The sequence below is a fragment of the Mycobacterium sp. genome (assembly GCF_035314665.1).
GTDB lineage: Bacteria > Actinomycetota > Actinomycetes > Mycobacteriales > Mycobacteriaceae > Mycobacterium.
In genome coordinates, this window is sequence record NZ_DATFZD010000095.1 from 1 (window position 1) to 18,351 (window position 18,351).

Sequence of the window (18,351 nt, forward strand, 5' to 3'; positions counted from 1 at the left end):
CCGACGATCAGCCCGGACACCGAGTTCTTCTGGAACGGGCTGCGTGAGCACAAGCTCCTTATCCAGCGCTGCGGCGGATGTGGAACGTTGCGCAACCCACCGCGGCCGATGTGCCCGAATTGCCGCTCCCTGGAGTGGGAACCCATCGAGGCGTCGGGCCGAGGGACTGTCTACAGCTACGTGATGCCACACGAGCCAAGATTTCCCTTCTTTGACTATCCCTACATCGTCGTGCTGGTCCAGCTCGCCGAAGGCATCCGGCTGGTGTCGAACCTGTGTGAGATCGACCCGGCTGACGTCACGGTCGGGATGCCGGTCGAGGTGTTCTACCAGACTTTCGACGGAGCCGACGGAGACCTTGTGCTGCACCAGTTCCGCCCCGCTGCCGAATGACCGGGGTGACCTTTCCATGGACTTCACGTTCACCGAAGAGCAAGAGAGCATCAGCAAGCTGGCTCGCGACCTGTTCGAGCGGCGAGCAACCCCGGAGCGACTTACCGAACTCGAAGCCGGCAATTCCCGGTACGACACCGCGCTGTGGAAAGAACTCGCCTCCGTCGACCTGCTGGGCGTCGCGTTGCCGGAATCGGTCGGCGGCTCGTGCGTTTCAGGCGATGGCTTCCTGGAACTCGCGGTGTTGCTGGCCGAAGTGGGCTGGGGCGTGGCGCCGGTGCCCGTTTACCCGACGCTGCTGCTGGGCGCCGACTCGATCGCCCGCCACGGGACCGTCGAGCAACAGCAACGCTTCCTGCCCGGCGTCATCGAAGGAACCCGCATCCTGACCGCGGGTCTACAGGAGCCGGGCCGCTCCGACCCGACGAACCCCGCCGCCACCGCTCGTCGCGACGGCCCGAACTGGCGGCTGGACGGCACCAAAGAGCTAGTGCCGGCGGCCCAGCTAGCCGACACCGTGCTGATTCCCGTCGCGATAGATGACGGGGCTGTGGGCCTGTTCCTGCTGACGACCGACGCCCGCGGCGTCGAAATCCGGCCGGTGGCCACCACCACTCGCGAACCACATGCCGACGTATTCCTCGACGGTGCAACGGTTTCCGCTGCAGACCGGCTCGAAGGGCCCGGCGATCTGGTCAATTCGCTTTACACCCGCGCGCTGGTCGGCCTGTGCGCGATCCAGCTGGGCGTGTCCGACCGCGCCTTGCGGATGGCTGCCGAATACACCACCGGGCGTGAGCAATTCGGCCGTCCAATCGGCAGCTTCCAGGCGGTGCAGCAGCGGATGGCTGACGGATTCATCGACGTCGAGGCGATCAGGTGGACCACTTGGCATGCGGCCTGGCTGATCGCGGAAGGACGGCCCCCTGACCAAGCCGCCCGCGCAGCACGCATCGCGAAGTTCTGGGCTGCCGAGGCCGGCGCCCGGGTCGCCGCCACCACCCAACACGTGCACGGCGGGATCGGGATCGACATCACCTATCCCCTGCATCGCTACTTCTTATGGGCCAAACAGAACGAACTCACCCTGGGTTCGGCTTTCCAGCAGCTGGCTCGCCTTGGAAGCACTTACCCAGAAGACCCGGAAGGACGGCTATGACGACAGCCAAGACCCGTGCCACAACCCTGCAGTGGAGCGACATCGAGGTCGGTGACGAGGTGACGCCACTCGAGATCCCGATCACCACCACCATGATCGTCGCTGGCGCGATCGCGTCGCGTGACTTCATGCCGGTGCACCACGACCGCGACTACGCCAACAAGCAGGGTTCGCCCAACCTGTTCATGAACATCCTGACCTCCAATGGATATTGCGTGCGCTTCCTCACCGACTGGGCAGGACCCGAAGCGATGGTCACTAAGCTGTCGATTCGCCTAGGCGTGCCGTGCTTTCCGGACGACCCGCTGCGCTTCACCGGCAGCGTGACCGGCAAGAGCGAAGGATCGGACGGTGAGAACTTCGTCGAGGTGACCTTCAAGGCATCCAACAGCCTCGGCGATCACGTCTCCGGCACCGCCGTTCTCAGCCTGCTCGACGGAGCAGGCGCATGAGCGGTTCGCTGCCCGGCAGCTGCGCCATTGTGGGCATCGGCCAAACCGAGTTCTCCAAGGAATCCGGGCGTAGCGAGCTGCAATTGGCGTGCGAGGCGGTCAGTGCCGCACTCGACGACGCCGCTCTGGCCCCCAGCGACGTCGACGGCATGGTCACCTTCACGATGGACTCCAGCGACGAGATCGACATCGCCCGCAATGTGGGCATCGGCGACCTAAGCTTCTTCAGCCGAGTCCATCATGGCGGCGGGGCGGCAGCGGGCACGGTGGTGCACGCGGCGATGGCCGTCGCGTCCGGCGTTGCCGATGTGGTGGTGTGCTGGCGCGCCTTCAACGAACGTTCCGGCTTTCGCTTCGGCGGTAGCGGACGCACCAGCGCGGAGACGCCGCTGTTCATGGCGCACTACGCGCCGTTCGGATTGCTCACTCCCGCAGCGTGGGTCGCGATGCACGCGCAGCGCTACATGTCGACCTACGGGGTCACCAACGAAGACTTCGGCCGCATCGCCGTCGTGGACCGTCTGCATGCGGCCAAGAACCCCGACGCGTGGTTCTACCAGCGTCCGATCACATTGGAAGACCATCAGAATTCTCGCTGGATCATCGAACCGGTTCTGCGACTGCTCGATTGCTGCCAGGAAAGCGACGGCGGCGTCGCGCTGGTGGTTACCGGCGCCGAACGCGCCCGCGACTTGCGGCAGCCGCCGGCGATCATCACCGCAGCCGCCCAGGGCGCAGCCGCTAACGGTGAAATGATGACCAGCTACTACCGCGACGACATCACCGGGCTACCGGAGATGGGCGTGGTCGCAGACCGGCTGTGGCGTGATTCGGGGTGCAAGCCACAAGACATCCAAACCGCTTTCATCTACGACCATTTCACCCCGTTCGTGTTCACCCAGTTCGAGGAACTCGGATTCTGCGGTCGTGGCGAAGCCAAAGACTTCGCCACGGTCGAACGGCTGTCGCTGGGTGGGGAACTGCCCATCAACACCAACGGCGGACTGCTTGGCGAGGCCTACATCCACGGGATGAACGGCATCACCGAAGGCGTGCGCCAGATACGCGGAACCTCGTACAACCAGGTCGACAACGTCGAGCATGTCCTGGTCACGTCGGGCACCGGGGTGCCCACCAGCGGTCTGATTCTGGCGCCGGACAGGTAGGGAATACCGTCATGCCGAAGATCGCATTGCTGACCGCTGTCGGCGGACCGATTGAGCTCGCCGAGTTTCCGCTCACCGCGCCGGCACCGGGTACCGCGGCGCTGAAACTGCGGATGGCCGGAATCTGCGGATCTGACTTGCACATCTTCCGCGGCGAGCTCCCCCTGTTCTACCCGTTCGCGATGGGCCACGAAATGGTCGGCGAAATCGCCGAACTCGGCGACGGACTGACTACCGACGCGACCGGCAAGCCGCTGGCGGTGGGTGACCGTGTGGTCACCCCTTACTTCTGGTTGTGCGGCCAATGCCACGCGTGCGCACGCGGCCGGCCGCACGCCTGCCAGAACCTGATGGCGGGCGAGTTCCGCACCCACGACCAAGCCCCGCACTTCGTCAGCGCACACGGCGAGTACTACTACACCACCCGCAGACAGCCGTTGTATAAGGTGCCCGAGGACCTGACCGACGAAGCGGTCGCGCCGCTCAATTGCGCTCTGGCCCAAGTGCTGTTCGCGCTGCGAGACGTTCGGCTGGGCGACACCGTCGTGATCCAGGGCGCGGGTGGGCTGGGCATCAACGCCGCCGCCGTCGCGCACACCGCGGGCGCCGCGGAGGTCATCGTCATCGACAAGATCGCCGAGCGGCTCGACGTCGCATCCGACTTCGGCGCCACGCACTGCATCGACGCCGGCGACATCTCGACCGCCGAAATCACCGAACAGATCCGCAGTCGCACCGACGGCGTCGGTGCCGACTGGGTGCTCGAAGTCGTCGGCGCTCCCGGCGTCATTTCTGACGGCATCGGGTTCCTGAACAACGGCGGAACATTGCTCGAGGTCGGCAATATCGGAACCGGACGCACCTTCGAGCTCGACCCCAGCGTTCTGGTCTACGGAAACAAGTCGGTGCGCGGCGTCATGCTCTACGACCCGGTCACCCTCGCGATCGGCTTGTCGTTTCTGCAGCACACCAGTTTTCCGTTCAGCCGGCTGATGCCCAAGCCGTTCCATCTCACTGACGTCAACGCCGCATTCGAATCAGCCAATGCCGGGTTGGTGCCCAGAGGCGCTTTGGTTCCCTGATGACTCAAGCTTCTGCGTTGACTCAGGCGACGGATACCCGCGAGCTGATCGTGGAGTCCGCCTACACCTGCTTCCGCAAGCAAGGACTGCAGAAGGCCACAATTGTCGACATCGCCAAGATGGCGGGTATCTCCCGCAGCACAATCTACGAGTATTTCCGTGACAAGGCCGCCATCGTCGAAGCATGCGCCGAACACGCTTCCGAGCAGTTCTATCGCCAAATGTCCATGGCGATGGACCGGGGCAGCTCGCTGGAAGACAAGCTCAGCCGCGCAGCGGTGTTCGTCACCCAGGCGCGACGGGCCATCGCCTCCGAGAAGTACTTCGACGAAGAAGCGATCAGCCTGCTGCTGACCAAAGACGCCGCCGTCTTGCTGCGTGAGTGCGTCGACTTCCTCGCGCCCCACCTCGCCGCCGCCAGGCTCACCGGTGAGGTTCGCAAGGACCTCGACATCCAGTCCGCCGGAGAATGGTTCGCGCGCATCCTGTTCTCGCTGTTCAGCACACCGTCATCGACACTGGACATGGACGACCCCAATGTCGTCGCCGACTTTGTGCGGGCACATCTGGTCCGAGGGTTCGCCAACGAACGCCCGCGGGCAAGACGAGCAATCGACGCGCGGTAACCGCCTGCCGGCACATGGCCCGATGGCACGCCGATCGAGGACTAATGGCCCTGCCGCAGGCAGCGCCGCCGGATAACCCTTGATGGCAGGTAAAGATTGGAGGTCGAAAGATGCCTGCCACCGCGGTGAAAGTCGAAGTCATCGAGGATGCGGTGCGGTCAGCGTGCCGCGCCCCGTCACAGCACAATAGCCAACCCTGGCAGTGGGTGTTCGATGGCGGTCAACTTCAGTTGTTCCTCGATCCAAGTCGAGTCCCGAACACCGATCAGTCCGCGCGAGAAGCGCTGATCGGCTGCGGCGCGACCCTCGATCATCTTCGGGTGGCGATGGCCGCGGCCGGTTGGCGGTCGCACGTCGAACGGTTTCCAAGTCCGAACAACCCGAATCACCTGGCGTCGATCCAATTCACCCCGATCGACGCCGTGACTGAGCAAGATCGACGTCGCGCCAACGCCATCTGGGCACGCCACACCGATCGGTTGCCCTTCAGCGGACCAACGGACTGGCAATCCTTCGAACCGGTGGTGAAAAGCGCGGTCGACGAAGCCGGCGTGCACCTGGACATCTTCTCCGACGATTTGCGTCCCCGACTCCTGGAAGCAGCCGAGATTGCCGAGTCGTTACGATTTTATGACATTCCTTACAACGACGAACTCCATTGGTGGACAGCACCATTCGAGGCATCAGAGGGTATTCCATATAGTGCGCTCGTTTCGGCCGCCGAGGGTGACCGAGTCGGGATAGACCGGGTCTTCCCGATCACCCATCAGCCCGAACGGCGCGGCGAAATTCCCGAAGACCACGCCAAGGTCCTGCTGCTGTCCACCGATGGCAACGGTCGCGCCGACGCACTGGCTTCCGGCGAAGCGCTCTCCGCCGTCTCGCTAGAATGCACGATGCACGGCCTCGCCACCTGCCCGGTAACGCACCTCACCGAGCTCCACGTCACCCGCGAACTCATCCAGTCGCTGATGGATCACGAAGCGGTACCGCAGGTCCTGCTCCGGGTGGGCGTGGTGCCAGTCACCGAGAAAGCACCGCCGCCCACGCCGCGGCGGCACCTCTCTGAAGTACTTCGGCTGGAAAGTTGACGGGAACGAGCGATGCACGATTCGAACACACCACAATCCGCTGTCGTAGTCGGCATCGACGGCTCTGAGGCCGCGATCCAAGCCGCGCGATGGGCAGTCGATGAAGCTGTCAGTCGAGAGATCCCGCTCCGCCTGGTCCAGGTGATCCCCGAACAGGCCGAGCCCGCCCCGCTGGCATCGGTCGGCACTGTGGGGATGGAACGCGAATATGCGGAGACCGCGCTCAGGATCGCCAGCGCTGCGGTGGAAGCCACCGGGAAACCCGTCAAAGTCGAAACTGCAATTCTGCGGGGCGATCCCGCAGCGATGCTCATCGCCGAATCCCGCGACGCCGAGATGGTCTGCGTCGGCTCGGTGGGAATCGGACGCTTTGCGCGCGCATTCCTGGGTTCCACGGCTGCCGAGCTCGCCGAGGCCGCTCATTGCCCGGTCGCGATCATCCGCACGCAACAGAGCCAGCTGAAGCACGACAGCGCGTTGATCGTGGTCGAAGTCAGCGAATCACCAGATAACAATCACGTGGTCGAGCAAGCGATGGCTGAGGCTCAGTTGCGCCACGCACCGGTACTTGCCCTCGGAGTGTTGCGAAAAGACACCGGTGACATGCCCAGCGACGAGCTGAAGCGACGGGTGGAGTGCTGGGGTCGACGCCACCCTGGCGTAAACATCTACGCTGGTGCCACCCGAGCCGACATTGCGGACTTCCTTGCCGTTATGGACAAAACGATTCAGCTCGCCGTAATCGGCAGCACCGACGCTGACCAAGTCGCGCGTCTCATTGGGCCACATCGGCACCCCAGTCTCGGGCATGCAGAGTGCTCGGTGCTGATTGTCCGGTCCTAATAGGAACTAAGCGAAATCCCGAGGCGGCCGACCATGACCGAAAGCGAGCTCCTGCACGACGTATTCACCTCGACGCTTCGAGATGGTGCCGTGGTGTCGTTGCGGCGGCTGCAACCGACGGATATCGACGCAGTGATCGCCCTTCATGACGCGCTCAGCGAGCGCGACCGCTACCTGAGATTCTTCACGGTTCATCCGCTGTATTTGAAAAAGCTGGCTGCCAAACTCACTGACGACAACGGCCAAAACTACGCACTGGGCGCCTTCGAATCCGGAACGTTGATCGGTGTCGCAAACTACGCGATGTGCGGTAAGCCGGCAACGGCGGATCTCGCTGTGGTCGTCGCGCACAAAGACCACCTGCGCGGAGTAGGGACAGCGTTACTTGGGCGCCTCGCACAGATCGCCCGTGACAATGGAATTCAGCACTTGGTCGCTGACATCTTGACGACCAATGACTTGATGTTCAAGGTGCTCCACGATGCAGGCCTGCATCCGCAGCAGAAGAGCTATGACAGTGGTGTGGTGCACCTCGACATCGACTTGACCGCAATCGCTGTCGGGTCCGACTGAGCCGATAGTGTCCTCGGCAACCCTTGGAAACCAACGCATCTGGGAGAAGCCATGTCGTCACGCAACGCACATTTGGGAATTGTCGTCGGTGTGGACGACTCCCCGGCCGCCAAAGCGGCGGTGGAGTGGGGGGCGCGCGAGGCTGAATTGCGTCGCATCCCGCTAACCCTCGTACACGCGATTTCGCCGAACCTAACGTCGTGGCGGAACACGCCGTTGCCGCCGGGGTTGGCCCAGTGGCAGCAGGATCACGGCCGCCGATTACTTGATGATGCGGTCAAGATCGTTGAAAAGACCTGCTATCATGGCGGTCCCACGGCGATCCACACGGAGGTGTTGCCGTCGGCTGCCGTTCCCACACTGATTGGCCTGTCTAAAGACGCCGAGATGGTAGTCACCGGTTCCTATGGCGACGGCAGCTGGTCTGCCCGGCTGCTCGGATCAGTCGCTTCCGCGCTGTTACGTCACGCGTATTGTCCAGTTGCGATCGTCCACGATCGGGAGCCGTTGACGCCGCATCACGCTCAGGCACCAGTATTGGTCGGCATAGATGGCTCGCCCGCAGCTGAGTTGGCGACCGCGATCGCATTCGACGAGGCTTCGCGTCGCAGAGTGGGGTTAATTGCTCTGCACGCCTGGAGCGATGTCGACGTGTCGGAGTGGCCCGGCCTCGATTGGCCGGCAGCGAAGTCGATGTCCGAACATGTAATCGCCGAGCGCCTCGCGGGTTGGCAGGACCAGTATCCCGATGTGAAGGTGCGTCGGATCGTCGTCCGCGATCAGCCCGCACATCAACTTGTCACACATTCAGCGGAAGCCCAGCTGCTCGTGGTCGGCAGTCGCGGCCGCGGCGGATTCGGAGAAATGCTGGTGGGTTCGGTAAGCGAAAGCGTTGCCCAAATGGCACGTACGCCGGTGATCGTGGTGCGCCAGTCGGGGCCCTAAGCTTGCGCTTCATGACCGCGTCGCCGGCCGCCGGGCTAACTCCGGCCGAAGTGGCACAGCGGGTTGGCGACGGCAGGGCCAACGATGTCCCGAGCCGGGCTACCCGCAGCGTGGCCGACATCGTCCGGGCCAACGTCTTCACCCGGATCAACGCGATCCTGGCCGTGCTGTTCGCCATCGTGCTGGCGACCGGTTCGTTGATCAACGGGCTGTTCGGGCTGTTGATCATCGTCAACAGCGTCGTCGGGATGGTGCAAGAGCTGCGGGCCAAACAGACGCTGGACAAGCTGTCCATTGTTGGGCAAGCGAAGCCGCTGGTCCGCCGGGCAGACGGAACACGTGAGCTGCCGCCCAACGAGGTGGTTTCCGACGACATCATCGAATTGGGTCCCGGCGATCAGGTCGTGGTCGACGGGACGGTCATCGAAGGCGCCGGGTTAGAGGTCGACGAGTCGCTGCTTACCGGCGAGGCCGACCCTGTCCTAAAGCACATTGATGACATGGTGATGTCCGGCAGCTTCGTCGTCACCGGCACCGGTGCGTACCGTGCCACGAAAGTAGGACACGAAGCCTATGCGGCCAAGCTCACCGCCGAAGCCAGCAAATTTAGTCTGGTGCGCTCGGAGCTGCAGGCCGGAATCAATAAGATTCTCCGATTCATCACCTACCTGCTGATTCCCGCCGGGGGACTGATTATCTATACGCAGCTGTTCACCACCCATGTCGGCTGGCGGCAGTCGGTGCTGCGCACGGTGGGAGCGCTGGTTCCGATGGTCCCCGAGGGCCTGGTGCTGATGACCTCGATCGCGTTCGCGGTGGGCGTCGTTCGCCTGGGTCGCCGTCAGTGCCTGGTGCAGGAGCTGCCGGCCATCGAGGGTCTAGCGCGAGTCAACGTGGTGTGCGCCGACAAGACCGGCACGCTGACCGAGAACCGGATGCAAGTGGCCGACCTGCAGCTGCTCGATTCTCCGGTCGGCATGGACACGATTATCGATGTACTGGCGTCGATAGCTGCCGACGACGCACGCCCCAACGCCAGCATCGAGGCGATCGCGGGAGCTTACCGCAACCCGCCGGGCTGGACCGTCACTGCGACCGCCCAGTTCAAGTCGGCCACGAAGTGGAGCGGGGTGTCTTTCGGCGAGCACGGCAACTGGGTTCTCGGTGCCCCAGATGTGCTGCAGGATCCGGCGTCGCCGGTTGCCCGGCAGGCCGAGGCCGCAGGTTCACAGGGGCTGCGTGTGCTGCTACTCGGATCAACCGACCTACCGGTCGACAATCCCGGCGCACCTGACCGAGTTGTTCCCGTCGCCCTGATAATGCTGGAGCAACGGGTGCGCCCGGATGCCCGCGACACCCTGAATTACTTTGCTGATCAGGGCGTTTCGGTCAAGGTGATTTCGGGTGATAACGCTGCGTCGGTGGGCGCGGTGGCATCGAAGCTTGGTCTTCGCGGGGAAACGCTCGACGCTCGGGAGCTGCCCACCGATCCGGATGAGCTGGCTGAAACCCTGCAGAAATACACCACGTTTGGCCGCGTGCGCCCAGACCAGAAGCGTGCGATGGTGCGCGCCTTGCAATCCCGCGGCAGCACGGTTGCGATGACCGGCGACGGTGTCAACGACGTACTGGCGCTCAAGGATGCCGACATCGGCGTCGCCATGGGGGCGGGAAGCGCCGCGTCACGGGCTGTGGCTCAAATCGTGCTGCTAGACAACAAGTTCGCAACGCTACCGTACGTAGTGGGCGAAGGGCGACGGGTAATCGGCAACATCGAGCGAGTATCCAACCTGTTCTTGACCAAGACCGTGTACTCGGTATTGCTGGCGTTGCTGATCGGCATCACCGGCCTCGCCGCGAAATCGTTGGGCATCAAAGCATTGATGTTCCCCTTCGAGCCGATCCATGTGACGATCGCCGCCTGGTTCACCATCGGAATACCCGCGTTCATCCTTTCGCTGGCGCCCAACAACGAACGCGCACAGTCCGGTTTCGTCCGCCGGGTGATGACGGCTGCGATACCGAACGGGGCGGTTGCCGGCCTCGCGACATTCGCGTGTTATCTGCTCGCCTTCCAGGGGGCTGCGGCGACCGCGGCCCAACAAACCCAGGCGTCGACGTCGGCGCTGATCACCTTGCTGGTGATCGCGGTGTGGGTGCTGGCGGTGGTGGCCCGCCCCTACACCTGGTGGCGGGTGATGTTGGTCGCGCTGTCCGGCAGCGCATACGTGGTGATTTTCAGCATCCCGCTCGCGCGCGCGCAGTTCATGCTCGATCCCTCGAACGTCGCGTTGACCGGCACCGCGCTCTTGATCGGTGTGTTCGGCGCGGCGATCGTCGAAGCTTTGTGGTGGTTGCGGGGATCGGCTGGCGGAGTGCCTCCTCGTTTGTGGCGCCAACCGAAAGTTTGAGGGCCAGCCGGCACAGCAGCCGCAAACATCCCCGCCCAAAGGACCTCAGGAAGCCAGCCGCATCGCCGCGCTCCTGCGCGAGCGTTTTGGGATTGAGCGTTGACGACCCCGTAGATAAGCGCCGGCTCCCAGCGCTGCCGGTCAAGCGAATGTGGATTCTGGCTTGGGCTCCGGACCGAACCGGAAACGGCGGCCGGTGATCGAAATCGGTTGAATGCGAACATAGTGTTGCTTCAACGTCGCAATCCACGGCAACAGTTGGGCTCGCTCGGCCTCCTCAAGCTCCTCGCTGGTACGAAGCATGCGGCCTGTGCCCTTGAGGATCACGCTCCAGCCTTCCGCAGCGTTATGGTCGTCGGCCTCAAAAAGAAGGCGATTGTTGATTGCGGTGCTGACCAATTTGGTGCCCTCCGCTGTCCGAAAGAGCACAGTACGGTGCTGGACAACGAAATTGACCGGGAAAATCTCGGGTTGGCCGTCGACGCTCGTGACGAGACGCCCTAACGCCACGCTTGCCAGTAGATCCCAACTTTCGGTCGCCGAAAGGATGGTGACAGGTTGACCGGTTTCGGACATATTGACACTCACCGACCTCGGGGACTGTAGCCTCGTTTGCTCGCTCACCTGCCCCACGCTACAACGGCTCTCGCCGGTTTAGCAGCGTCGTTCGGCCCCAACAGACGAGGACTTCCGGCCCTGCCCACGCGTGCAAGCGAAGACCACAGTGAGCTAATGGAGCACTTAACGGCGCTCGATGCGAGTTTCTTGGAGGTTGAGGACTCCGACCCTCACGTGAACCTGGCAATTGCGAGCGTATCGATCATGGCCGGACCCGTTCCGCAGTATGACGAGCTTGTCGCAGCCTTCGCCGAACGGGTACGTGCAATTCCCCGCTGCACCCAAGTGCTGCACACCCATCCGCTTGACCTCGGCTCGCCTGAATGGGTGGGTGACGCGCACTTTGACATCTCGCATCACGTGCACCGCGTTGCATTACCCGAGCCCGGCGATGACGCCCAGCTATTCAAGATGATCGCGACAGTTATGCAGCATCGGCTCGACCGTGAGCGTCCGCTGTGGGAGTGCTGGATTATCGAAGGCCTCACCGACAACCGGTGGGCGATCCTGATGAAACTCCACCACTGCATCGCCGATGGAATCGCCACAACCCAGATGCTGGCGAAGCTCAGCGATAGCGGCGTCGGCGATACTTTCGCGAAAAGCATTCGGGCCGCAAAGGAATCGGATAAGCCCGCGCTGCGTTTGCTGCCGATAAGCATGAACCCCTTGACGTGGGTCGGCGGCATGTGGCGGACCGCGGTGGCAGGGGCCAATGTTGCTGAACACGCCGCAATGGGCGTCGCCGAGCTAACGGCGGGCTTGCTGAGCTCACCGCCCGAATCCTCGCTGAGCGGGCCGGTGACAACGATGCGACGATACGCCGCGGCAAGGGTCAGACTCGCTGAAATGCAGAAGGTGTCCCGAGCGTTTGATGTGACGCTCAACGACGTTGCGCTGACTGCGATCACCGACAGCTACCGCAGTCTTCTGCTGAGCCGTGGCGAACAGCCCCATCACGATTCGCTGCGTACCCTGGTTCCGGTATCGGTCCGGTCGATGAAGGACTTCCAGCGAACCGACAACCGGGTCTCGGCGATGCTGCCGCTACTGCCCATCGACGAGGCCGACCCCGTCAAACAATTGGAACTCGTGCACTCGCGGCTCATGACCGCTAAAAGCAGTGGCCAGCGCGAAGGCGCCACCGCTTTGCTGGCGGCGGTCAACAGCGTCCCGTTCACCTTGTCGGCGTGGACCATGCGAATGCTGACCCGATTGCCGCAACATGCCGTCACTGCTTTGGCAACCAACGTTCCCGGGCCACGTAGTCGCCAGCAGCTGATGGGTTGTGAGGTGCTGGAAATCCTGCCCGTACCACCGATTGCCCTCCAGCTGCGCACCGGCATCGCGATGGTGAGCTACGCCGACAGCTTCGTCTTCGGCATCACCGGCGACCACGACGCCGCGCCCGACCTAGATCAACTCGCCGCAGGCATCGAGCATGCGGTGGCGCGATTGGTGGCCCTCAGCCGAACTCGCCGACGCAAAGGCCGACGGACCAAGGCAGTTCAGAGCGCGTAGGAGCTTTGGCGGCGCTCCCTATCGGCGGGTTATCGGACCGTCAACGAATGACCTTATCCCCTAGCCGGATGACTTTGGCCTCTCGTCAGCCCTAACGGCAAGTCGAAGAATTACTCAGAAATACCGAGGCTGTATCGGACTTCTCCCGGAAAGGAGTCGTCGATGTTTGAGCGAATGTCAGCGTTTCCATTTTCTACCTGGCGCCTCGAAGAACCCAATGATCTGGGCCACGGCGGATATTGAAGCCACCCAGCAAGCACCATGAGCGACAAAGATCTCAACGCTTCGGAACTCGCAAAGTGGGATCCTGTCTTCACCGCGCAGGCGACCAAGCTGGTCGCGCCGATCATCAATCGATGGTTCCGGGTAGAGGTGCGGGGCTTGGAATCCATCCCGGCCGTCGGCGGAGTCTTGATGGTATCCAACCACTCCGGCGGAGCGTTGACGCCTGATCCGCTCGTGTTCGGTCCGGCTTTTTACCACACGTTCGGGTACGACCGCCCGCTCTACATCCTCGCCCACTATGGCGTGTTCTTCACACCGTTGCGCAGATACTTGGGCCGGATCGGTGCCATCCATGCCACCCCCGAAAATGCTTCCAAGGCATTGCATTCCGGAGCGGTCGTGCTGGTGTACCCCGGTGGCGACTACGACGCGTACCGGCCGACGCGGAGCCAAAACGTCATCGACTTCAACGGCCGCACCGGATACGTCAGGGTGGCCATCGAAACCGGCGCGCCGATCGTGCCCGTGGTGTCGATCGGGGCCCAGGAGACCCAACTATTCCTAAGCCGTGGCGATCGGATGGCACAGCGACTTGGCCTGCACCGGATCAGGCTCGATATCCTGCCCGTCACAGTCGGTTTGCCGTTCGGTGTGACGATGTTCTTCCCGGCTAATCTCCCGCTGCCCACCAAGATCGTCAATCAGGTCCTCAAGCCGATCGACATCCGCACCCTGTTCGGTGAAAACCCCAACGTCGCCGAGGTCGACTCTTACGTCCGCTCGGTAATGCAGAACGCCCTGGACCGCCTTGCCCGCGAGCGCCGATTCCCGGTTCTGGGCTGATCAAACCTAGCCAAGCCCACTAAGAGAATTCGACTGTACGGCCAGGCGTGAGCCGTTGGACTTGGCCACGGCATTCGATGTCGATCACGCCGCTCCGTAGTCGACGAGATAGTCGACGCGCTGGCAGCGGTTCATCCGGTCGGGAGGCGTCGCAAAGAGTCCTATGCCCATGCGGTTGAGGACTAACGCCCCATGATCTGCGACGCGGTTCGGCCTAGCGTTCTTGTTTGACAAGGAGGAGCGCGAAATGTCATCACAGGCCAAGAAATACGGGATCATCGTCGGCGTCGACGGATCGCCCGCATCAAATACCGCTGTTTGTTGGGCCGCGCATGACGCGGTCATGCGCCACATTCCGCTAACGCTGATCCACGTGGTCAATCCCGCGGCTTCGCCATGGTCACAAGCCCCGCTGCTGGATGAATTTGCGGTATGGCAAGAAAACGAGGGTCACAAGATCCTCGCAGACGCGTTGAAGATCGCCCGTGATATCGCAAACGGTGAGCCCCGGATATCGATCGAGAGCGAATTGATGTTTTCGGCTACCGTTCCGACGCTCGTCAAGCTGTCCAAAGTGGCCGAGTTGGTCGTGGTAGGCAACGACGGCCGTGGCGCGTTGGCTCGCAGTTTGGTCGGTTCGACCAGTTCTGCGCTGGTGCGGCACGCACATTGTCCTGTCGCGGTCATCCGCGATGAGGAGCCGCGGATGCCACATCCGGCTCAGGCCCCCGTCCTCGTGGGAATCGACGGCTCACCGGCCTCAGCGCTTGCTACCGCAATCGCGTTCGACGAAGCATCACGTCGTCACGTCGGCTTGATAGCACTGCACGCTTGGAGTGACAGAGAGATTTTTGAACTTCCAGGTTTGGACTGGTCGGCGGTAAAGGCCGAAGAAGAGCGCCTTCTGGCTGAGGGATTGGCGGGTTGGCAACAACGCTATCCCGACGTGACTGTCGATCGGCTCCTCGTTTGTGACCGACCGGCCCGTGTGCTCGTCGAAACATCCGAAGCCGCACAGCTTGTCGTCGTAGGAAGTCACGGACGGGGTGGCTTCACGGGCATGCTCTTAGGTTCAGTCAGCAACGCTGTCGTTCAATCCGTGCGTATACCGGTGATCGTGGCCAGGCAGTCGTAACCCTTTCTCGACAAAGCAGGGGCACGCGTGAAACCGACCGACTCTGCTCGTCAGATCGTGGTTGGAATCGACGGGTCTACCGCGGCGATCAACGCGGCTCAGTGGGCCATCGATGAAGCGATCAGCAGAGCAATTCCGCTGCGGCTGGTTCAGGTCGTGCATGCGGAGGAGGCGTCAACCACCCTCGGCGAGGATGACCATCTGGCGACGCAATACGCCGAAACAGCCCTGCATGCGGCTCATGCCGCAATCCAAGCCAGCGGCAGGCCACTCAAGGTCCACACGGCAATTCGTCGCGGCCACATTGACTCCACCCTGATCGAGGAGTCTTGCCATGCAGCGATGATCTGTGTGGGGTCGATCGGGATCGGACATGCGGCCAGCCGGCTTCTGGGCTCGAGCGCGGTAGCCCTGGCCAAGCATGCGCACTGCCCCGTCGCGATCATCCGCACTGACGGCGAACCGCGCGATGGCAAGCCGATCGTGGCAGTGTTAGATCGTTACCCCGACAGCGATGATGTCATCCACCACGCTCTCGATGAAGCGTGGCTGCGTAAGGCTTCCGTGCTGGCATTGGGAGTGAGGCGATGGAAAGTCGGGAGGATTTCCTGGCAAGAGCTTGATCGGCGACTCGGCAACTGGCTACCACGATATCCCGATGTGGCCGTACACAAGTGCATCACCGACACCGCTACCGAGTACTTGGTGACCCGCAACGAACCCATTCAATTGCTTGTCACCGGCGGGGCCGACGCCAATAAGCTAACCCGCCTCGTCGGTCCGCACGGCCACCCACTGGCTGCCTATCCAAACTGCTCGGTCCTGCTGGTGCGCCACCAACAGCCGAATTGACGAATGGCCTGAGGTGGCGGGACTTCCGTCCCTATCCGCGAGATGTGCGGAATGGTCGGATAACTCTGGGAGATTAATAGATCTCAACCACGTTGTCAGCGGCAGCTGACGACGCCAGCCGGAGGTACAGGAATGAACGCTTCTCACCAGCCGCAGATCAGGACGCGCATGTTCGCCCGAGTGCTCGGCCCGTTCCTTGTGATCGCTTGCGCCACCGCCGGGGCACGTGCCTCCGAGATGCCCGCGCTGATGAAAGATTTCAGTGCGAACGCGTTGTGGTCATGGGTGGCGGGCGCGTTTGTGCTCATCGGTGGCCTTGTCATGATCGCGCTCCACTCATATTGGCGTGGCCCCGCCGCCATCGTGGTGTCCATTATGGGTTGGCTTGTGACGCTGCGTGGGCTGTTGCTGCTTGCTTTCCCAAAGGCGTTCATATCGATGGCTAATTCGGTGATCGGCATGGGCGCGCTTTGGCAGGCGGTGTGTATCGGTTTCGCATTGATCGGCTTGTACCTCACCTACGTCGGCTGGATGCCTCCATCTGAGCGATCGGCGCAGCGAGCGGCAGACGCAACCACGGATCTGCCACGCGCCGCGTGACCTCGAAAAGATTATCGGACCAGTAGATTGGAGATGTCATCATGAGCCAAAGCACACTAGCTGCAACAATTTCTGCGGTCCTTGTCTTGGTGTTGCTGTTCTTGATCGCCTCGATCCGGATAGTGTGGCAGTACGAGCGAGGTGTGCACTTTCGCCTCGGTCGGGTCGTCGCCGTTCGCGAACCCGGGCTGCGGTTGATAATTCCGATCATCGACCGCTTGTGGCGAGTTTCGATGCGTATTGTGACGATGCCGATTCAGTCACAGGGCATCATCACCCGTGACAACGTCAGCGTCGACATCGCGGCGGTCGCCTACTTTCGCGTCGTCGATGCACGCAAATCAGTCGTCGTCATCGAAAATGTCCATGCCGCAATTGATCAGATCGCCCAGACCACCTTGCGCAACGTTGTCGGGCAACATTCCCTCGACGAGGTACTCGCACAGACCGAAAAGATCAATGCCAGCATCCGTCAGATCCTCGACACCACCACCGTGGAATGGGGCGTGGAGGTCACCCTGGTAGAGCTGAAGGACATCCAGCTTCCGGACAGCATGAAACGCGCGATGGCCCGCGAAGCCGAGGCCGAACGCGAAAAGCGCGCCAAAATCATTGCCGCTGAGGGCGAAGCACGCGCCGCGGCGGCACTCGGGGAAGCATCCGACACCATGATGATGCACCCGCTTGCCTTGCAACTGCGGAACCTGCAGACCCTGGCCGAACTCGGAGTTGAGAAAAACACGACTGTCGTCTTTCCCGCCCCGCTGATGAGCGCGATCGGAGAGCTAACCGGCTTTCTGACCCGCGAATCGGCCGCCTCACAGTCCACCCAACCCAACGGTCTGGTGCATGAGGCGCTCACCCATACCGCGGCGCACTGAAGGCCGCGCACGGGCCGGCCACAGGTGAAGAGTCGCCATGAACGAGACGGCGAGTTTAGCCGAGGTCGACAACCGTGATCGCGTGATGATCAGCACCGAGTCGCAACGAGCGCGCCGGGTTGGCATGGTGGCTCTGGTCGGCGCGTTCGGATTGCTGATCCTAGTGCTGGCGCGCTACCACTACGCTCCCGACTGGTATACGGCGAGGCGACTGGCATGGTCGCTATCACTTGCGCTGGCGGTGATATTGGCCGCGCGCGGGATTCTGCTGGGTCGGCCCGTGACCATCAGCCATGCCACCGCGGCGGTGGTGATGGTTTTGACCGGGTTGGTCACGCACGTGCTGTCGTTTCAGCTACTCGGCGACGGACTCGTCGTCAGCGCCGGATGGGTGCTGACGTGGCCGGTGCCGTCGCGGCGGGATCCGACTGCGCTGGCGCGAGTGTGGCCGCTGATCGAAGCGACGCACGGTGATCCGCTCGCCCCGTTCGCCATGCAATCGTTGAAGAGCTACTACTTCAATGATCAAGGCACCGCGGCAATCGCCTATTGCGCGCGGCTTGGCCTCGCAGTTGTCAGTGGCGACCCCATCGGGCAGCGCAGCGATTTTCCGAAGCTCGTCGGTGATTTCGCCGCGATGTGTCGCAGCCGTGGCTGGCGCATCGTCGTGCTGGGCTGCGGTGAGCAGTGGCTTGGGTTGTGGGGTGATCGCGCCGTGATCGGCCAATCGCTACGGCCAGTGCCCATTGGACGCGATGTCGTGATCGATGTGTGCCGGTTCGACATGGCCGGGCGAAAATACCGCAACTTGCGTCAGGCAGTGCAACGCACACACAACGTGGGAATTACCACCGAAATAGTGTCCGAACAGCGACTCGACGACATGCTCGCGGGCGAGCTGGCAGAGGTGCTCTATGCATCACATCGCGGCGCGC

19 protein-coding genes are annotated in these 18,351 nt (G+C 62.6%); 18 read left to right on the forward strand and 1 reads right to left on the reverse strand.

All coding sequences use genetic code 11. The features are described from left to right. From VKI00_RS07040 to VKI00_RS07090, 11 genes are all read left to right on the forward strand, one after another. The coding region (locus tag VKI00_RS07040; RefSeq protein ID WP_414687134.1) for a Zn-ribbon domain-containing OB-fold protein at positions 1 to 393 on the forward strand (393 nt) is incomplete at its 5' end. A 16-nt stretch (positions 394 to 409) separates the two neighbouring features. After that, on the forward strand, positions 410 to 1,552 hold the full coding sequence (locus tag VKI00_RS07045) for an acyl-CoA dehydrogenase family protein (RefSeq protein WP_324436273.1): 1,143 nt from the start codon (positions 410 to 412) through the stop codon (positions 1,550 to 1,552). Further along, positions 1,549 to 2,004 carry a MaoC family dehydratase gene (locus tag VKI00_RS07050; protein WP_324436274.1) on the forward strand — a complete coding sequence of 152 codons (456 nt, stop codon included), beginning with the start codon at positions 1,549 to 1,551 and terminating at the stop codon, positions 2,002 to 2,004. The genes VKI00_RS07045 and VKI00_RS07050 overlap by 4 nt, the downstream gene beginning before the upstream one ends. Next, a complete protein-coding gene (locus VKI00_RS07055) occupies positions 2,001 to 3,170 on the forward strand; it encodes a lipid-transfer protein (protein ID WP_324436275.1) in 1,170 nt (389 codons plus the stop codon). The genes VKI00_RS07050 and VKI00_RS07055 overlap by 4 nt, the downstream gene beginning before the upstream one ends. Positions 3,171 to 3,181: 11 nt before the next feature. Further along, on the forward strand, positions 3,182 to 4,252 hold the full coding sequence (locus VKI00_RS07060; protein ID WP_324436276.1) for a zinc-binding dehydrogenase: 1,071 nt from the start codon (positions 3,182 to 3,184) through the stop codon (positions 4,250 to 4,252). Further along, entirely contained in the window at positions 4,252 to 4,878 is a 627-nt protein-coding gene (locus VKI00_RS07065) for a TetR/AcrR family transcriptional regulator (RefSeq protein ID WP_324436277.1), read from the forward strand. Before VKI00_RS07060 ends, VKI00_RS07065 begins: the two co-directional genes overlap by 1 nt. 110 nt (positions 4,879 to 4,988) lie before the next feature. Further along, positions 4,989 to 5,969 (forward strand): Acg family FMN-binding oxidoreductase, encoded by a 981-nt coding sequence (locus VKI00_RS07070; protein ID WP_324436278.1) that lies wholly within the window; start codon positions 4,989 to 4,991, stop codon positions 5,967 to 5,969. A gap of 12 nt (positions 5,970 to 5,981) precedes the next feature. Next, a complete protein-coding gene (locus VKI00_RS07075; protein ID WP_324436279.1) occupies positions 5,982 to 6,812 on the forward strand; it encodes a universal stress protein in 831 nt (276 codons plus the stop codon). A gap of 33 nt (positions 6,813 to 6,845) precedes the next feature. Continuing rightward, complete coding sequence (locus VKI00_RS07080) at positions 6,846 to 7,385, forward strand: GNAT family N-acetyltransferase (RefSeq protein ID WP_324436280.1); 540 nt, start codon at positions 6,846 to 6,848, stop codon at positions 7,383 to 7,385. A 51-nt stretch (positions 7,386 to 7,436) separates the two neighbouring features. Then, a complete protein-coding gene (locus VKI00_RS07085; RefSeq protein WP_324436281.1) occupies positions 7,437 to 8,330 on the forward strand; it encodes a universal stress protein in 894 nt (297 codons plus the stop codon). Between the two features lie 11 nt (positions 8,331 to 8,341). Beyond that, positions 8,342 to 10,741 (forward strand): cation-translocating P-type ATPase, encoded by a 2,400-nt coding sequence (locus tag VKI00_RS07090; protein ID WP_324436282.1) that lies wholly within the window; start codon positions 8,342 to 8,344, stop codon positions 10,739 to 10,741. 141 nt (positions 10,742 to 10,882) lie between these two features. On the opposite strand, the gene VKI00_RS07095 is transcribed toward VKI00_RS07090, so the two are convergent. Further along, a complete protein-coding gene (locus VKI00_RS07095; protein WP_324436283.1) occupies positions 10,883 to 11,317 on the reverse strand; it encodes a pyridoxamine 5'-phosphate oxidase family protein in 435 nt (144 codons plus the stop codon). Between the two features lie 156 nt (positions 11,318 to 11,473). Here VKI00_RS07095 and VKI00_RS07100 point away from each other — a divergent pair, with 156 nt between their 5' ends. The 7 genes from VKI00_RS07100 to VKI00_RS07130 form a co-directional block, all read left to right on the forward strand. After that, entirely contained in the window at positions 11,474 to 12,880 is a 1,407-nt protein-coding gene (locus VKI00_RS07100; protein WP_324436284.1) for a wax ester/triacylglycerol synthase family O-acyltransferase, read from the forward strand. A gap of 261 nt (positions 12,881 to 13,141) precedes the next feature. Beyond that, positions 13,142 to 13,948, forward strand: a complete 807-nt coding sequence (locus VKI00_RS07105; protein WP_324436285.1) for a lysophospholipid acyltransferase family protein — start codon at positions 13,142 to 13,144, stop codon at positions 13,946 to 13,948. 247 nt (positions 13,949 to 14,195) lie between these two features. Beyond that, positions 14,196 to 15,083, forward strand: coding sequence for a universal stress protein (locus VKI00_RS07110; RefSeq protein WP_324436286.1), 888 nt, complete (start codon positions 14,196 to 14,198; stop codon positions 15,081 to 15,083). A gap of 27 nt (positions 15,084 to 15,110) precedes the next feature. After that, positions 15,111 to 15,935 carry a universal stress protein gene (locus tag VKI00_RS07115; protein ID WP_324436287.1) on the forward strand — a complete coding sequence of 275 codons (825 nt, stop codon included), beginning with the start codon at positions 15,111 to 15,113 and terminating at the stop codon, positions 15,933 to 15,935. Positions 15,936 to 16,172: 237 nt separating this feature from the next. Further along, on the forward strand, positions 16,173 to 16,535 hold the full coding sequence (locus tag VKI00_RS07120) for a hypothetical protein (protein ID WP_414687135.1): 363 nt from the start codon (positions 16,173 to 16,175) through the stop codon (positions 16,533 to 16,535). Between the two features lie 41 nt (positions 16,536 to 16,576). Further along, the gene (locus tag VKI00_RS07125) at positions 16,577 to 17,416 is read left to right on the forward strand and encodes a slipin family protein (protein ID WP_324436289.1); all 840 of its coding nucleotides are present in this window, start codon (positions 16,577 to 16,579) and stop codon (positions 17,414 to 17,416) included. Positions 17,417 to 17,453: 37 nt separating this feature from the next. Beyond that, a partial coding sequence (locus VKI00_RS07130; protein ID WP_324436290.1) for a phosphatidylglycerol lysyltransferase domain-containing protein occupies positions 17,454 to 18,351 on the forward strand: 898 nt, incomplete at its 3' end.